Origin of the sequence: Duganella sp. SG902 (assembly GCF_013376005.1) — a bacterium.
Taxonomy (GTDB): Bacteria; Pseudomonadota; Gammaproteobacteria; order Burkholderiales; family Burkholderiaceae_D; genus Rugamonas.
In genome coordinates, this window is record NZ_JABMJK010000003.1 from 311,831 (window position 1) to 326,537 (window position 14,707).

Below are 14,707 nucleotides of genomic sequence, written 5' to 3' on the forward strand. Positions count from 1 at the left end.
GACATTCACAGGAGATCCCCATGGCATTGTTTGGCACCCGGGTCCGCCAGGACCGCATCGACGACCTCGTCCACATCCTCGAGCAGCTCGCCAGCGGCGCCACCGGCCCGCTGATCGCCGACGCCGGCGACGACGCGCTGGCGCCGGCGATGGCGCAGCTGCGCCGCCTGCAGCAGGCGCTGCCGGCCGCGCGCGCCGACTACCTCGACCTGCAGCGCCTGCGCGCCGGCATGGACATCGTCTCGACCTGCGTCATGATGGCCGACGCCGACCTCAACATCAACTACGTCAACCCGGCGGTGGTGGAGATGATGCGGGTGGCCGAGGCCGACATCCGCCAGATCTTCCCCTCGTTCGACGCCAACCGCCTGCTCGGCTCCAACATCGACCAGTTCCACAAGAACCCGGCGCACCAGCGCAAGATGCTCAGCGAGTTCACCCAGCTGTTCCGCACCCAGATCACCATCGGCGCCCGCACCTTCGGCCTCAAGGCCATGCCGATCTTCGAGCCCGGCGGCAAGCGCCTGGGCGCCGTGGTCGAGTGGGAGGACCGCACCGAGCTGATGCACTTCACCGGCGACCTCAGCGCCTGCGTGCAGGACGCCGTGGCCGGCCAGCTCGACACCCGCATCAACTTCGCGCGCCTGCCCGAGGGCCGCCTCAAGGACGCCAGCCGCGGCATCAACGCCATCCTCGACGCCGTGGCCCAGCCGCTCAACGTCACCGCCGCCTACATCGACCAGATCGCCAAGGGCGTGATCCCGGCGCCGATCGAGACCGAGTACCACGGCCAGTACGGCGTGATCAAGGACAACCTCAACGCGCTGGTCAAGATGATGAGCGACCTGCTGGCGCAGACCGACGCCATCATCGAGGGCGCCGCCAACGGCGAGCTGGACCGGCGCGCCGACACCGCCCTGTTCGTCGGCGGCTGGCGCCGCCTGGTGGCCGGCGTCAACCAGACGCTGGACGGCATCGTGCTGCCGGTCAACGAGGCGGTGGCGGTGCTGGAGGAGATGGAGCGCGGCGACCTGACCCGCACCGTCGAGGGCGCCTACCAGGGCCAGCTCAAGGACTTCCAGGACACCGTCAACAACACCATCGCCAAGCTGGCCCAGGTCATCGGCGAGGTGCGCGTGGCGGCCGAGGCGCTGTCGGCGGCCTCGGAGCAGATCTCCGGCACCGCGCAGTCGCTGTCGCAGGGCGCCTCCGAGCAGGCCGCCTCGGTCGAGGAAACCTCGGCCTCGATCGAGCAGATGTCGGCCACCGTGCTGCAGAACACCGAGAACGCCAAGGTCACCGACGGCATGGCCAGCCAGGCCGCGCTGGAGGCCACCGAGGGCGGCGGCGCGGTGCGCGAGACGGTCGGCGCCATGCAGTCGATCGCGCAGAAGATCGGCATCATCGACGACATCGCCTACCAGACCAACCTGCTGGCGCTGAACGCGGCCATCGAGGCCGCGCGCGCCGGCGAGCACGGCAAGGGCTTCGCGGTGGTGGCGGCCGAGGTGCGCAAGCTGGCCGAGCGCAGCCAGGTGGCGGCGCAGGAGATCGGCGACCTGGCCACGCGCTCGGTGCGCCAGGCCGAGCGCGCCGGCCAGCTGCTGGACGGCATGGTCCCCACCATCACCAAGACCTCCGACCTGGTGCAGGAGATCGCCTCGGCCAGCAGCGAGCAGTCGTCCGGCATCGGCCAGATCAACGGCGCCATGGAGCAGCTCAACAAGGCCACCCAGCAGAACGCCGGCGCCGCCGAGGAGCTGGCCGCCACCGCCGAGCAGATGGGCGCGCAGGCGCTGCAGCTGCAGCAGCTGATGCAGTTCTTCACCCTGAGCGAGCCGGCCGCCGCCGCGGCGGCGCCGGCGCCCGCGCGCCGCCCGGCCGCCGCGCCGCCGGCGCGCGCGCCGCGGCCGGCGGCCGGCTTCGTGCGCTACTAGGAGGCGCCATGCACGCCGTCCCCGCCGCCGAGGCGTCCGGCCAGCCCGCCGGCCAGCGGCAATACCTGACCTTCATGCTGGCCGGCGAGGTGTACGCCATCGGCATCCTGGGCATCAAGGAGATCATCGAGTACGCCGAGCCGACCGCGGTGCCGTGCCTGCCCGCCTTCCTGCGCGGCGTGATCAACCTGCGCGGCGCCGTGGTGCCGGTGGTCGACCTGGCCGCGCGGCTGGGGCGCGCCGCCGCCGAGCCCAGCCGCCGCACCTGCGTGGTGATCGTCGAGGTGCGCGAAGACGACGCCACCCACGACGTCGGCGTCGTGGTGGACGCCGTCAACGCCGTGCTGGAAATCGCGCCGGCGCAGATCGAGCCGCCGCCCGCGTTCGGGGCCGCGATCCGCGCCGACTTCATCGCCGGCATGGGCAAGCTGGGCGAGCGCTTCGTGATCCTGCTCGACATCGACCGCGTGCTGTCGGTGGCCGAGCTGGAGCAGCTGGCCGGCGCCGCCGGCCGCGGCGGCTGACATGGGCGGGCGCCGCCACGCGGCGGCCACGCGCGGGCCGCAGCTGACGGAGCGCGAGTTCCACCTGTTCCGCGACATGCTGCTGGACGTGGCCGGCATCGAGCTGTCCGACGCCAAGCGCGCGCTGGTGGCCGGGCGGCTGGGCGGCCGCCTGCGCGAACACGGCTGGGACAGCTACGGCGCCTACTTCCACCACCTGCGCCACGACCACGCCGAACGGCAGGCCGTGGTCGACCTGCTGACCACCAACGAGACCTATTTCTTCCGCGAGCCGCGCCATTTCGAGTTCCTGCGCGACACCATCGTGCCCGGGCCGCGCGCGCCCGGCCCGCTGCGCGCCTGGAGCGCGGCCTGCTCCAGCGGCCAGGAGCCGTACTCGATCGCCATGACGCTGGCGCAGGCGCTGGCGGGGCAGCCGTGGGAGGTGCTGGCGTCCGACCTCAGCACGCGCATGCTGGCGCGCGCCCGCGCCGGGATCTACCGCGCGGCCGACGTCGAGGGCATCCCGCGCGCGCTGCTGCACAAATACTGCCTGCGCGGGGTCGGCCAGCACGAGGGCCAGTCGCAGGTCGACCCGGCGCTGCGCGAGCGCGTCAGCTTCCGCCAGATCAACCTGAACGCGCGCCTGCCGGCGCTGGGCGCGTTCGACGTCATCTTCCTGCGCAACGTGCTGATCTATTTCGGCCACGAGACCAAGTGCGCGGTGGTGCGGCGGCTGCAGGCCCAGCTGCGGCCGGGCGGCTGGCTGATCGTGGGCCACGCGGAAACCCTGAACCGCGTCAACTCCGGGCTGACGCTGGTGCAGCCCTCGATCTACCGCAAGCCCGATGCCTGAGGCCGGCGCCGCCGCCGTCAAGGTGCTGATCGTCGACGACTCGGCCACGGTGCGCCAGGTGCTGTCGGCGCTGCTGGACGCCGACCCGGCGCTGCGCGTGATCGCCACCGCCAGCGATCCGCTGTACGCCATGGAGCGCATGGCGCGCCAGTGGCCGGACGTGATCGTGCTGGACGTGGAGATGCCGCGCATGGACGGCCTCGCCTTCCTGCGGCGGCTGATGCGGGAGCGGCCGACGCCGGTGGTGATCTGCTCCACGCTGACCGCGCGCGGCGCCGACAGCACCATGCAGGCGCTGGCGGCCGGCGCGGTCAGCGTGGTGGCCAAGCCCAAGCTGGGGCTCAGGCAATTCCTGGTCGACAGCGGCGACACCCTGGTGGCCGCCGTCAAGGCGGCCGCGCGCGCCAACCTGGCCGGCCTGACGCAGCGCCCGCCGCCGCGGCTGGGCGCGGACACGGTGCTGCCGGCCGCGCCGCCGGCGCCGGCGCGCGCCACCGGCAGCGTGGTGGCGATCGGCACCTCCACCGGCGGCACGCTGGCGCTCGAATACGTGCTGGGCGCCCTGCCGCGGCGCAGCCCGGGCATCGTGGTGGTGCAGCACATGCCGCCGCAGTTCACCGCCGCGTTCGCGCGCCGCCTCGACCAGCTGTGCGAGATCGAGGTGCGCGAGGCGCGCCATGGCGACCCTGTGCTGCCCGGCCTGGCCCTGATCGCGCCGGGCGGGCGCCACATGGTGCTGCGCCGCGGCGGCGCGCGCTACCAGGTGGAGATCGTCGACGCGCCGCCGGTCAACCGCCACCGGCCCTCGGTGGACGTGCTGTTCCGCTCGGTGGCGCAATGCGCCGGCCGCAACGCGCTGGGCGTGATCATGACCGGCATGGGCGACGACGGCGCGCGCGGCCTGCGCGAGCTGCGCGAGGCCGGCGCCCACACCATCGCCCAGGACGAGGCCAGCTGCGTGGTGTACGGCATGCCGAAGGCGGCGGTCAAGCTGGACGCCGCCTGCCGCGTGCTACCGCTGCGCGAGATCCCGGCCGCCGTGGTCGCCGTCGGCCCGCAACTCGCCGTATAGCGCCAGATATTCCTGGCTCAGCTTGTGGCCGCGGTCGAGATGCACCATCGGCAGGTTGCGCTCGTGCGATTCGCGGATGCGGATCGAGCTCGACAGCTTGCTGGCGAACACCGGCAGGCCCTCCTCCTTGAGCTGCTCGACCATCCGCTGCGGCAACAGCGCGCGCGGCTGGAACTGGTTGACCACGATGCCCTCGATTTTCAGATCGGCGTTGTGGTCGGCCTTGATCTCCTTGATGTTGTTCATCAGCGCGTACAGGGCCTGGCGCGAGAAATCATCGCAGTCGAACGGGATCAGGCAGCTGTCGGCCGCGATCAGGGCGGACTGGCTGAAAAAATTATAGGCGGGCGGCGTGTCGACAAAGATCTCGTCATATTCCTTGCCCAGCTCCCGCAGCAGGTCGCGCAGCTTGTAGATCTTGTTGCGCGACTCCAGCTTCGATTGCAGGTCGCCCAGCTCGGCATGGGCCACGATGATCGACAGGTTTTCGAACGGCGTCGGATGGACGTAGTGGCCGGGCGGCTGGGCGAACATGCTGAAGCTCAGCACCTGCTCGAAGTAGGCGCCCAGCGTCGGCGCCACCGCGTGCGCCGTCGCGCCCAGCACGTAGCGGCTGGCGTTGCACTGCGGGTCGATGTCGATCAACAGGGTGCGCTTGCCCTGGCTGGCGGCGATGGCCGCCAGGTTCACCGCGATCGTCGATTTCCCCACGCCGCCCTTCTGATTGAAGATCACCCGTTTCATAGTCCGCCCATGTGATGATGAAAATACAACCATTCTAGAGCAAAAACGGCGTGCCCCGGATTTTCAGGCCAAGTGCCGCAGCGGGTGGGCGTGGTCCGGCCAGACCGGCTCGAACATGGCCTGCACCATCGCTTGCGTGACGGCCTCCAGGGTGGCCGGCTGCCACTTGGGCGCGTTGTCCTTGTCGATCACGAGGGCGCGCACGCCCTCGATCACTTCGCCGTTCTCGAAGTTGCGGCGCACCAGCGCGCGTTCCATGCGCAGGCAGCCCGCCACATCGAGCGCGGCGCCGCGTTGGATGAGTTCGTGGGTGACGCACATCATCAGCGGCGAGCGGGTGGCCATGATGTCCAGCGTCTTCAGCGCGAACGCGCCGCCGTCCGCCTTCAAGGAGGCGACGATGGCCGGCACCGAGCCGGCGCTGAAGTGGCGGTCGATGGCGGCGCGGTCGGCCGCCAGCTGGCTGTCGCCGGCGTGATGCGCGGCGGCGTAGGCCGCCAATGCGCGCGGCAGGTCGGCACCCGGTGTGGCGCTCAACAGCGCGTCCAGCGCGGCGCGGTCGGCCAGCGGCGCGTAGTGGTCGGCCAGGCCGGCGTACAGCGCGTCGGCCGCGTTGATGGTGACGCCGGTGACGCCGAGGTAATAGCCCAGCGCCCCCGGCGCGCGCGACAGGAAGTAGCTGCCGCCCACGTCCGGGAACAGGCCGATGTTCACCTCCGGCATGGCCATCCTGGTCTTGTCGGTGACGATGCGCACGCGCGCCGCCGGGCCGGCCTGCGCCACGCCCATGCCGCCGCCCATCACCACGCCATCCATCAGCGCGATGTAGGGCTTGGGATAGAAATGAACTAAATGATTTAGCGCATATTCCTCGGTGAAGAAATCCTCCACCAGCGCGCTGCCGCCTTGCGGCGTGGCGCGGCCGGCGTCGTGGAAGAAGCGGATGTCGCCGCCGGCGCAAAACGCTTTCCCGCTGCTGCCGCGGATCACCACGGCGGCGACGTTCGCGTCATCGCGCCATGCCAGCAGCGCCCGGGTAATCGCCCGCACCATGTCCAGCGACAGGGAGTTGAGGGCCTGGGGCCGGTCCAGTACGATCAGGCCGGTGCCGTTGCTAACGCTGGTGTGGATGTTTTCGCTCATGCCGCCAATTCTACTTCAGATGCTCGAGCGGATTGGGCACGTCCAGCGCGCCGCCCAGCCGCGGCTGCCACAACGCCTTGCCGGCCACCGGCGGCCTGCCCTCGTGGCGGTTGTAGAACACCGTCACCTCGCGGCTGCCGACCGGTTCCTGCTCGAAGCCGGTGCGCCGCGCGATCCCCGATGGATCGGCCGACGCGGCCACCGTGAACGCCACCAGCGTATCGAGCCGCGCGTCGTGCACGTCGAGGATGGAGGCCATCAGCGCCAGCGGCGTGGCCGCGTACACCTGATAGTGCAGCGCCTTGCCGGCGCGTTCCATCTCGGCCGGCAGCGCGCCATCGGCCTCCATCTGCCCGAGGGCGTGATTGAGCACCTTGCGGCCCCAGTCCAGGTAGCGCGCCTCGCCGGTCACGCCGCCCACCGCCGTCACCGCCAGGCCTTCCCAGTAGTAATGGTTGTTGCGTCCGCCCTTCTTGGCGTCCGAGTGCGCGATGGTGGCGTCGGCCAGCGCCTTGAACCAGCCCTCGATCAGCGCGCGCTGGGCGGGCGTGGCCTGCCGCTGTATGCGCGCGTAATTGAGGGCCATGCCGCCCAGCGTCCATTTGCGCACGTAATAGGCCTGCTCGCTCGACATCTTGCCCAGCATGGCGTTCTGGCCGGCCCAGCTCCCCAGCCACGCCAGCGCGCAGGCGGCGTCGCCCTGGCCGTTGGCGTCGCGCGCCACCTGCGACAGGAAATCCTCGATCGGCCTGGTGGCCGCGATGTTGCGCGCCCTCAGCACCGGGTCGACCACGGAGTGATGCTTGTCCGAGTAGTAGCTGTTGGCGTCGATGTCGAGGCGCGCCGGCGGCGCCGGTTCGCAGGCGGCCGCGCTGCCCGCCGCCAGCAATAAAATGCAAGTTAAACGTTTAACCATATGATCCTCAAAAAGGGCGCCCTCATGCGCCCTTCGTTGAATGTGCCGGGGCCGTTCTTATAGGGCGGCGGCAGCGGGTTCGTAGCTGTCCGGGATATGCTTGATGGCATCGTGCCCGTGCGATTGAACTTTGGATTTGTACTTCATGACCTGCCGGTCAAGCTTGTCGATCAGGGTATCGATGGCGGCGTACAGGTCTTGCGACAGGCTTTCCACGTACACGGTTTTACCGGACAGACGCAGATTGATTTCAGCCTTCTGGCGTTTCTCTTTCTCTTTAAGGTTATCTACGGTCAGGATGACAGCAATATCAATCACTTGATCAAAGTGGCGGGTGACCCGTTCCAGCTTGTTCTGCACGTACTCGCGAATCGCTGCGGTCACTTCGAGATGATGTCCACTGATGGTGAGATTCATACACACTCCTAAAGATAAGTCGCTTCTGACGGTTAGTGCGGTGCCCATTGCTGCCGGGCGCGCAGGAACCAAGTAACTACAAAGACTTGCGGAGGCTGACTGGAGGGATCTTGAGGGCTTCGCGATATTTGGCAACAGTCCGTCGCGCAATCACCATGCCCTGTTCTCCCAGCATGTCCGCAATCTTACTGTCGGATAAAGGATTTTTCGGGTCTTCAGCTCCTGTGAGTTGCACAATCAAGGCACGTATCGCCGTCGAACTTGCTTCCCCGCCAGCTTCGGTGGCGACATGGCTACCAAAGAAATATTTCAACTCAAACATGCCGTGCGGGGTCAGCATATATTTTTGAGTTGTTACGCGAGAAATAGTGCTCTCGTGTAGTCCCAGTGTATCAGCAATTTCGCGAAGCACAAGGGGGCGCATGGCGACGGCCCCGTGCGAGAAAAAGTTCTTTTGTCTTTCTACTATCGCCTGCGCCACGCGCAGGATGGTGTCGAAGCGCTGGCGCATATTCTTGATCAGCCACTTGGCTTCCTGCAGCTGCGCGCCCATCGCGCTTTCGCCCTTGCCCTGCTTGAGCAGGTTGGCGTACATGGCGTTCACGCGCAGGCGCGGCATGACGTCGTTGTTCAGGCTGACCTGCCAGCCGTTGCGCGACTTCTTGACGATCACATCCGGCACCACGTAGTCCGACACATCGGACGCGAACGCAGCGCCCGGATGCGGGTTGCACTGGCGGATCACGGCCTGCGCCTCGCGCAGGTCCTCGTCGTCGCACAGCAGGGTTTTCTTCAGCTTGTTGAAATCGCGCTGGGCGAACCAGGTCAGGTGGTTCTCCACGATGGCCAGCGCCATGCGCCGCGTCACCAGCGGCACGCCGGGCAAACGCTTGATTTGTATCGCCAGGCATTCGGCGGCGTTGCGCGCGCCCACACCCATCGGGTCGAAGCTTTGCAGCAGCTTGAGCGCGGTCTGCAATTCCTCGATCTCGATCTCCAGCTCCTCCGGCAGGCGCGCGTGGATCTCCTCCAGCGACTCCTCGAGATAGCCGTTTTCGTCGAGCGCGTCGATGATCAGCTCCATCAGCGCGCGGTCGCGCATCTCCAGCACCGTCACCCGCATCTGCTCCATCAAATGCTCGCGCAGCGTGCAGTGATGGGCCTCCAGCTGCGGACGCGCCTCCTCGTCGTCGTTGTTCTTGCTGCGGCCCGGATCGCCCCAGTCGAGGTCGGCCTCGGGCGTGGTGCTCTCGGTGTCGGCGGCGGGCGCCTCGTAGCTGTCGGCCTCGGCGGCCGGGGCCTCGCCGGGCGGGCCCTCCGGCGGCGCCTCGGCGGCCGGCGCCTGCTGGCTGATGGCGCCATCGGCCAGCAGGCGCAGCGAATGGTCGAGCGGATCGTCCAGGCGTTCCAGCAGCGGATTATCGATCAGCAGCTGTTCCAGTTCCTGGTGCAGCTCCAGCGTCGACAGCTGCAGCAGCCGGATCGACTGTTGCAGTTGCGGCGTCAACGCCAGATGCTGCGACGTGCGCAGTTGCAAAGACTGTTTCATTGCGGCTTACATACGGAAGTGTTCACCCAGATAGACGCGACGCACCGACTCGTTGGCGATGATGTCGTCCGGACGGCCCGAGGCCAGCACCGTCCCCTGGTTGATGATATATGCGCGGTCGCAGATGCCCAACGTCTCGCGCACATTGTGATCGGTAATGAGGACGCCGATGCCGCGCTCCTTGAGGAAGCGCACGATGCGCTGGATCTCAATCACGGCAATCGGGTCGACCCCGGCGAAAGGTTCATCGAGCAGCACGAAGCGCGGATTGGTCGCCAGCGCGCGCGCGATCTCCACGCGGCGGCGCTCGCCGCCGGACAGCGACAGCGCCTGGTTCTCGCGCAGTTTCTCGATTTGCAGATCGGCCAGCAGGGTATTCAGCCGTTCATCAATGTCAGCCTTGGATAAAGGCTTGCCGTCCACTTTCTGGATCTCCAGGACGGCGCGGATATTCTCTTCCACAGTCAGCTTGCGGAACACCGACGCTTCCTGCGGCAGGTAGGACAGGCCCATGGTGGCGCGCCGGTGGATCGGCAGCGACGAGATGTCGGTGCCGCTGATATCGATGCTGCCGGCGTCCGACGGCACCAGGCCGACGATCATGTAGAACGAGGTGGTCTTGCCGGCGCCGTTCGGCCCCAGCAGGCCGACCACTTCGCCGCACTCCACTTGCAGCGAGACGTCATGCACCACCTGGCGCTTGCCGTAGGTCTTCTGCAGGCCTTTGACGATCAGGGTGCTACCGCAGGAGGACTCCATCTTATTTCCCCGGTGCAGGCTGGGTGGTCGGCGCAGGCGGCGTTGCCAGCTTGCTCGATGGCTGGATCACCATGGTGCTGCGGCCCGCGCCCGGCTTGGTCTCGCCGCTCGAGGTGTTCTTGACGGCGAAGAATTCCTTGCGGCTGTCGTAGGAAATGAATTCGCCATCGACCTGGCTGGCGGGCTTGCCGCCCTCCAGCTTCTTGATCCGGGCCTTGGCGTACAGCTTCACCAGCTCGGTCTTGTTGTCGTATTCGATGCGGTCGGCCTGGCCCTCGACCCACTGGTCGCCGGCGCCGTCCAGCTTCTGGCGGAAGGTGGCCTGCACGCCCGGGGCGCTGTGCAGCACCACGAACTGGTAGCCTTCCGGATCTTCCGTCACCACCGCCTTGGGCGACTTCATCAGCAGCGTGCCGCGCGTCAGCACCACGTTGCCGGTGAAGGTCTTGATCTGCTTGACGTCGTCGGCGTCCAGCTGATCGAAGTCGATCTGGGTCGGCTTGCTGGAGTCGGCCTTCTCGGCGTGCGCCACGCAAGCGGTCAGCAGCAAGGCCGCCGACAACATCAATTTGTTCATCTTCATCATTCGTTCCTTCAGTGTGCCGCGCGCGGCGGCATCGTAATCGTTCCGCGGCCGCCCAGCGCGATCTGGCGGGTGGCGTTGTTGGCCTTCATGCCGGTGCCGGTGGCGGTCGACGTGCCGACCAGCATCTCGACCGGGGCGTCGGTTTCCATGCGTTCCTCATCCGGGTACACGGTCAGCGTACTGGTCTTCAGGCGCAGCTCCTGCGCTTGCTTGGTGGCGGGTCGCACCACGTCCACATTACCACTCAGTTTGACGCGCGTATTGCCCTGATCGACAACGGCGGTCTGCGCGTGGATATTCATCGGCGGCTGGTCGGTGGCCAGGCCGTGCACGAAGGGCTTGTCGATCAGCGAGGAGTCATCCACCGGGCGGTGCGTCAGCTTGTCGCCGGAGATGATGTAGGCCGGCTGGCCTTCCTTGTTCATGCGCACCGTGCTGAAGCGGTCGATGATGTAGTCCGGCTCGTCGCGGAACTTGTCGGCCTGCGCTTCCTCGCCGGCCTGGTTGACCACCTGCACCAGCCAGAAGCTGCCGACGGCCACGAACACGCCGGCCATCATGATCAGGGTCAGCTGCCAACGGTGTGCTGTTCTTTTACGCATGATTACACCCTGTCAAACCAGGAATTGCGCCATCACGCGCTCGTACAAGCCCTGCGCGTGCAGCACCAGCTCGCATACCTCGCGCACCGCGCCACGGCCGCCATGGGCGGTCGTCACGTGATGGGCGCGTTCCAGCACTTCCTTGCGGCCGTTCGGCACGGCCACGGCAAAGCCGACGCGCGTCAGGATCGGCAAGTCCACCACATCGTCGCCGATGAAGCCGACCTGCTCGGCGCTGAGGCCGGTCTTCTCCAGCAGCGCGTTGAACGGCGTCAGCTTGTCATGGCCGCCCTGGTGCAGGTGGCCGATGCCAAGGTCGGCCGCGCGCCGGATCACCTGGGGCGAGGTGCGCGCGCTGATGATGGCGGTCTGGATGCCGGCTTCCTGGATCAGCTTGATGCCCAGGCCATCCTGCACGTTGAAAGTCTTGAGCGCTTCGCCGTCGGCGCCGTAATGCAGGCTGCCGTCGGTCAGCACGCCGTCGACGTCGAATATCATCAGCTTGACGCGCGCGGCGCGGTCCAGATAGGTCATGCTCATCAGATTACCTTTGCACGCGTCAGGTCATGGATATGCAGTGCGCCAACCAGCTTGCCGTCGGCATCGGTCACCAGCATCTGGTTGATGCGGTACTGCTCCATCACGGCCACCGCATCCACCGCCATTTTCTCAGGCGAGATGGTGCGCGGGTTGGCGTGCATCACATCCCCAATCACCACCTTGCTGAAATCCTGCACTTTTTCGATCATGCGGCGCAAATCGCCGTCGGTGAACACGCCGACCGGCTTGTCGTCGGCGTCGACGATGGCGGTCATGCCCATGCCCTTCTGGGTGATTTCCAGCAGCGCATCGGTCAGCTTGACGCCGGCCGTCACGCGCGGCACGGCGTCGCCGCTGCGCATCACGTCTTTCACGTGGGTCAGCAGGCGGCGGCCCAGCGCGCCGCCCGGGTGCGAGCGGGCGAAATCCTCCTCCTTGAAGCCGCGCAGGTCCAGCAGCGCCACGGCCAGCGCGTCGCCCAGCGCCAGCGTGACCGTGGTGGAGGTGGTGGGCGCCAGGTTCATCGGGCAGGCCTCCTTGGCCACCGCCACGTTCAGGTGGACGTCGGCGATGCCGGCCAGGCTGGAGCCCGGCTTGCCGGTGATGGCGATGACCTTGCTGCCCATGCGCTTGACCACCGGCAGGATGGTCATCAGCTCCGAGCTTTCGCCGGAGTAGGAAATGGCGATAAATGCATCGTCGGCGGTCACCATGCCGAGGTCGCCGTGGGCGGCTTCGGCCGGATGCACGAACAGCGCCGGCGTGCCGGTCGAGGCCAGCGTGGCGGCGATCTTGCGGCCGATATGGCCCGACTTGCCGATGCCGGACACCACCACCCTGCCCTTGCAGTTCAGCAACAAGGAAATCGCCTGCACCACGCTGTCGTCGTCGGCGAGGCGCGCGTTCAGGGCGAGGATGGCATCCGCTTCGTTCCGCAGCGTGTCTTGGGCAAGACGCAGTGCCGTTTTTGCATCAAAAGCTTTCAGCATTGTTTTTTCATGGGTTACACTCATGCCCAAGTATAGCCGAATTGAGAAAGCAAAAAACTTGCCAGTGACAACAAAATGACGTTTTCCCCGCTCGAATTAACCCTGTTGTTGCTGGGCAGTGCCGTGCTGGGCGTGGTCGCCTTCCGCATGCTGCATCTGCCGCCCATGCTGGGCTACCTGGCCGTCGGCATCCTGATCGGCCCGCACGCGCTGGGCCTGGCCGAGCAAAGCGAGACCACCCACGGCCTGGCCGAATTCGGCGTGGTGTTCCTGATGTTCTCCATCGGACTCGAATTCTCCCTGCCCAAGCTCAAGGCCATGAGCCGCATCGTGTTCGGACTGGGCATGGCGCAGGTAGTGCTCACTATCGTCGCCACCATGATATTTGGCTGGACCATCGCCACCCAGCTGCCCCCGGCCCTGCACATCAGCTGGCAGGCCTCGTTCGCGCTGGGCGGCGCGTTGGCCATGTCGTCCACCGCCATCGTGTCCAAGATGCTGACCGAGCGGCTGGAGCTCGAAAGCGAGCATGGCCGCAAAATCATCGGCATCCTGCTGTTCCAGGACCTGGCCGTGGTGCCGCTGCTGATCCTGATCCCCTCGCTGGGCGAGCGCCCGGACAAGCTGATGGAAACCCTGGCCTGGGCCGGCCTGAAGGCGGTGATCGTGCTGGCGCTGCTGCTGGTGGTCGGCCACAAGCTGATGCGCGGCTGGTTCACCATCGTGGTCAAGCGCCGCTCGCAGGAGCTGTTCATGCTGAACCTGCTGCTGGTGACGCTGGGCGCGGCCTGGATCACCGAGCGCGCCGGCCTGTCGCTGGCCCTGGGGGCCTTCGTGGCCGGCATGCTGATTTCCGAGACCGAATACAGGCACCAGGTGGAGGAGGACATCAAGCCGTTCCGCGACGTGCTGCTGGGGCTGTTCTTCATCACCATCGGCATGCTGCTCAACGTCAAGCTGGTGATGGCCAACTGGTGGCTGGTGCTGATCCTGCTGTGCGCGCCGGTGCTGATGAAATTCGCGCTGATCGCCGGCCTGGCCAAGCTGTTCGGCGCCTCGGACGGCGTGTCGATGCGCACCGGCCTGGCGCTGGCGCAGGCCGGCGAGTTCGGCTTCGTGCTGCTCAACCTGGCGGCCGGGCAGAACCTGATGGACGCCTACATCGTGCAGGTGGTGCTGGCCTCGATGGTGCTGTCGATGCTGCTGGCGCCGTTCATCATCGCGCAGTCGGACAAGATCGTGATGAAGTTCTCCAGCAACGAATGGATGATGCAGTCGCTGCAGCTGACCAAGATCGCCAGCCGCACCATGTCCACCAACAAGCACGTCATCGTGTGCGGCTTCGGCCGCAGCGGCCAGAGCCTGGCGACCCTGCTGACCGAGGAAAAAATCGACTACCACGCGCTCGACCTCGACCCCGAGCGCGTGCAGGAAGCGCAGCTGGCCGGGGCCAGCGTGTCCTATGGCGACGCGGCGCGGCGCGAAAGCCTGGTGGCGGCCGGCATCTACCGCGCCAGCGCGGTGGTGATCACCTACGCCGACACCCGCTCGGCGCTGCGCGTGCTGCACCAGGTGCACGAGCTGACGCCGGCGCTGCCGGTGATCGTGCGTTCGCATGACGACACGGATCTGGACCGCCTCAAGCAGGCCGGCGCGGCCGAGGTGGTGCCGGAGCTGATGGAGGGCAGCCTGATGCTGGCCTCGCACGCGCTGGTGATGCTGGGCGTGCCGCTGCGGCGCGTGGTGCACCGGGTGCAGGCGGCGCGCGAGGAGCGTTACGCCTCGCTGCGCGGCTATTTCCACGGCATGAGCGACGTCGACGAGGAGGCCGACCTGGAGCGCCTGCATTCGGTGACGCTGAACGGCAGCGCGCCCTGCGTGGGGCGTTCGCTGGGGTCGCTGGATGTAAACGCGTCGGGCGCGGAAGTGGCCAGCATCCGCCGCGGCAAGGGCGGCGTCGAGGTGACGCCGGAGACCACGCTGCAGGCCGGCGACGTGGTGGTGCTGCGCGGCGCGGCCGAAGCCGTCACCCGCGCCGAACAGCGCCTGACCCGCTGACACCGTCGTTCCGGCGAAAGCCGGAACCCATGGAAT

15 protein-coding genes are annotated in these 14,707 nt (G+C 67.3%); 5 read left to right on the top strand and 10 right to left on the bottom strand.

Annotated features, from left to right (window positions below; translation table 11 throughout):
• Positions 1–20: 20 nt before the first annotated feature.
• From FHW83_RS08050 to FHW83_RS08065, 4 genes are read left to right on the top strand one after another with little or no spacing between them, the layout of a single operon-like run.
• Entirely contained in the window at positions 21–1,937 is a 1,917-nt protein-coding gene (locus tag FHW83_RS08050; RefSeq protein ID WP_229224081.1) for a methyl-accepting chemotaxis protein, read from the top strand.
• 8 nt (positions 1,938–1,945) lie between these two features.
• Positions 1,946–2,461, top strand: a complete 516-nt coding sequence (locus FHW83_RS08055; RefSeq protein WP_176645846.1) for a chemotaxis protein CheW — start codon at positions 1,946–1,948, stop codon at positions 2,459–2,461.
• A 1-nt stretch (position 2,462) separates the two neighbouring features.
• Positions 2,463–3,296: a protein-glutamate O-methyltransferase CheR gene (locus FHW83_RS08060; RefSeq protein ID WP_176645847.1), complete on the top strand. Its 834-nt coding sequence runs from the start codon at positions 2,463–2,465 to the stop codon at positions 3,294–3,296.
• Positions 3,289–4,368 (top strand): chemotaxis response regulator protein-glutamate methylesterase, encoded by a 1,080-nt coding sequence (locus FHW83_RS08065; RefSeq protein WP_176645848.1) that lies wholly within the window; start codon positions 3,289–3,291, stop codon positions 4,366–4,368. Before FHW83_RS08060 ends, FHW83_RS08065 begins: the two co-directional genes overlap by 8 nt.
• On the opposite strand, the gene FHW83_RS08070 is transcribed toward FHW83_RS08065, so the two are convergent.
• From FHW83_RS08070 to FHW83_RS08115, 10 genes are all read right to left on the bottom strand, one after another.
• Positions 4,309–5,112 (bottom strand): ParA family protein, encoded by an 804-nt coding sequence (locus FHW83_RS08070; RefSeq protein WP_176645849.1) that lies wholly within the window; start codon positions 5,110–5,112, stop codon positions 4,309–4,311. The two genes, FHW83_RS08065 and FHW83_RS08070, sit on opposite strands and share 60 nt — an antisense overlap.
• 63 nt (positions 5,113–5,175) lie before the next feature.
• Positions 5,176–6,255, bottom strand: a complete 1,080-nt coding sequence (locus FHW83_RS08075) for an enoyl-CoA hydratase/isomerase family protein (protein WP_176645850.1) — start codon at positions 6,253–6,255, stop codon at positions 5,176–5,178.
• A 10-nt stretch (positions 6,256–6,265) separates the two neighbouring features.
• A complete protein-coding gene (locus tag FHW83_RS08080; protein WP_176645851.1) occupies positions 6,266–7,171 on the bottom strand; it encodes an alginate lyase family protein in 906 nt (301 codons plus the stop codon).
• 57 nt (positions 7,172–7,228) lie between these two features.
• Entirely contained in the window at positions 7,229–7,588 is a 360-nt protein-coding gene (gene hpf, locus FHW83_RS08085) for a ribosome hibernation-promoting factor, HPF/YfiA family (RefSeq protein WP_176645852.1), read from the bottom strand.
• 76 nt (positions 7,589–7,664) lie between these two features.
• Positions 7,665–9,137, bottom strand: a complete 1,473-nt coding sequence (locus FHW83_RS08090; protein ID WP_176645853.1) for an RNA polymerase factor sigma-54 — start codon at positions 9,135–9,137, stop codon at positions 7,665–7,667.
• A gap of 6 nt (positions 9,138–9,143) precedes the next feature.
• The gene (gene lptB, locus FHW83_RS08095) at positions 9,144–9,896 is read right to left on the bottom strand and encodes an LPS export ABC transporter ATP-binding protein (protein WP_176645854.1); all 753 of its coding nucleotides are present in this window, start codon (positions 9,894–9,896) and stop codon (positions 9,144–9,146) included.
• A gap of 1 nt (position 9,897) precedes the next feature.
• Positions 9,898–10,482, bottom strand: coding sequence for a lipopolysaccharide transport periplasmic protein LptA (lptA, locus tag FHW83_RS08100; RefSeq protein ID WP_373997179.1), 585 nt, complete (start codon positions 10,480–10,482; stop codon positions 9,898–9,900).
• Between the two features lie 8 nt (positions 10,483–10,490).
• Complete coding sequence (lptC, locus tag FHW83_RS08105; protein WP_176645855.1) at positions 10,491–11,084, bottom strand: LPS export ABC transporter periplasmic protein LptC; 594 nt, start codon at positions 11,082–11,084, stop codon at positions 10,491–10,493.
• Between the two features lie 12 nt (positions 11,085–11,096).
• Positions 11,097–11,624: an HAD family hydrolase gene (locus FHW83_RS08110; RefSeq protein ID WP_176645856.1), complete on the bottom strand. Its 528-nt coding sequence runs from the start codon at positions 11,622–11,624 to the stop codon at positions 11,097–11,099.
• Positions 11,624–12,613: an SIS domain-containing protein gene (locus FHW83_RS08115; protein WP_176645857.1), complete on the bottom strand. Its 990-nt coding sequence runs from the start codon at positions 12,611–12,613 to the stop codon at positions 11,624–11,626. Before FHW83_RS08115 ends, FHW83_RS08110 begins: the two co-directional genes overlap by 1 nt.
• 75 nt (positions 12,614–12,688) lie before the next feature.
• Between FHW83_RS08115 and FHW83_RS08120 the strand changes: the two genes are divergently transcribed.
• Entirely contained in the window at positions 12,689–14,671 is a 1,983-nt protein-coding gene (locus FHW83_RS08120) for a cation:proton antiporter (protein ID WP_176645858.1), read from the top strand.
• The last annotated feature ends 36 nt before the right edge of the window (positions 14,672–14,707 follow it).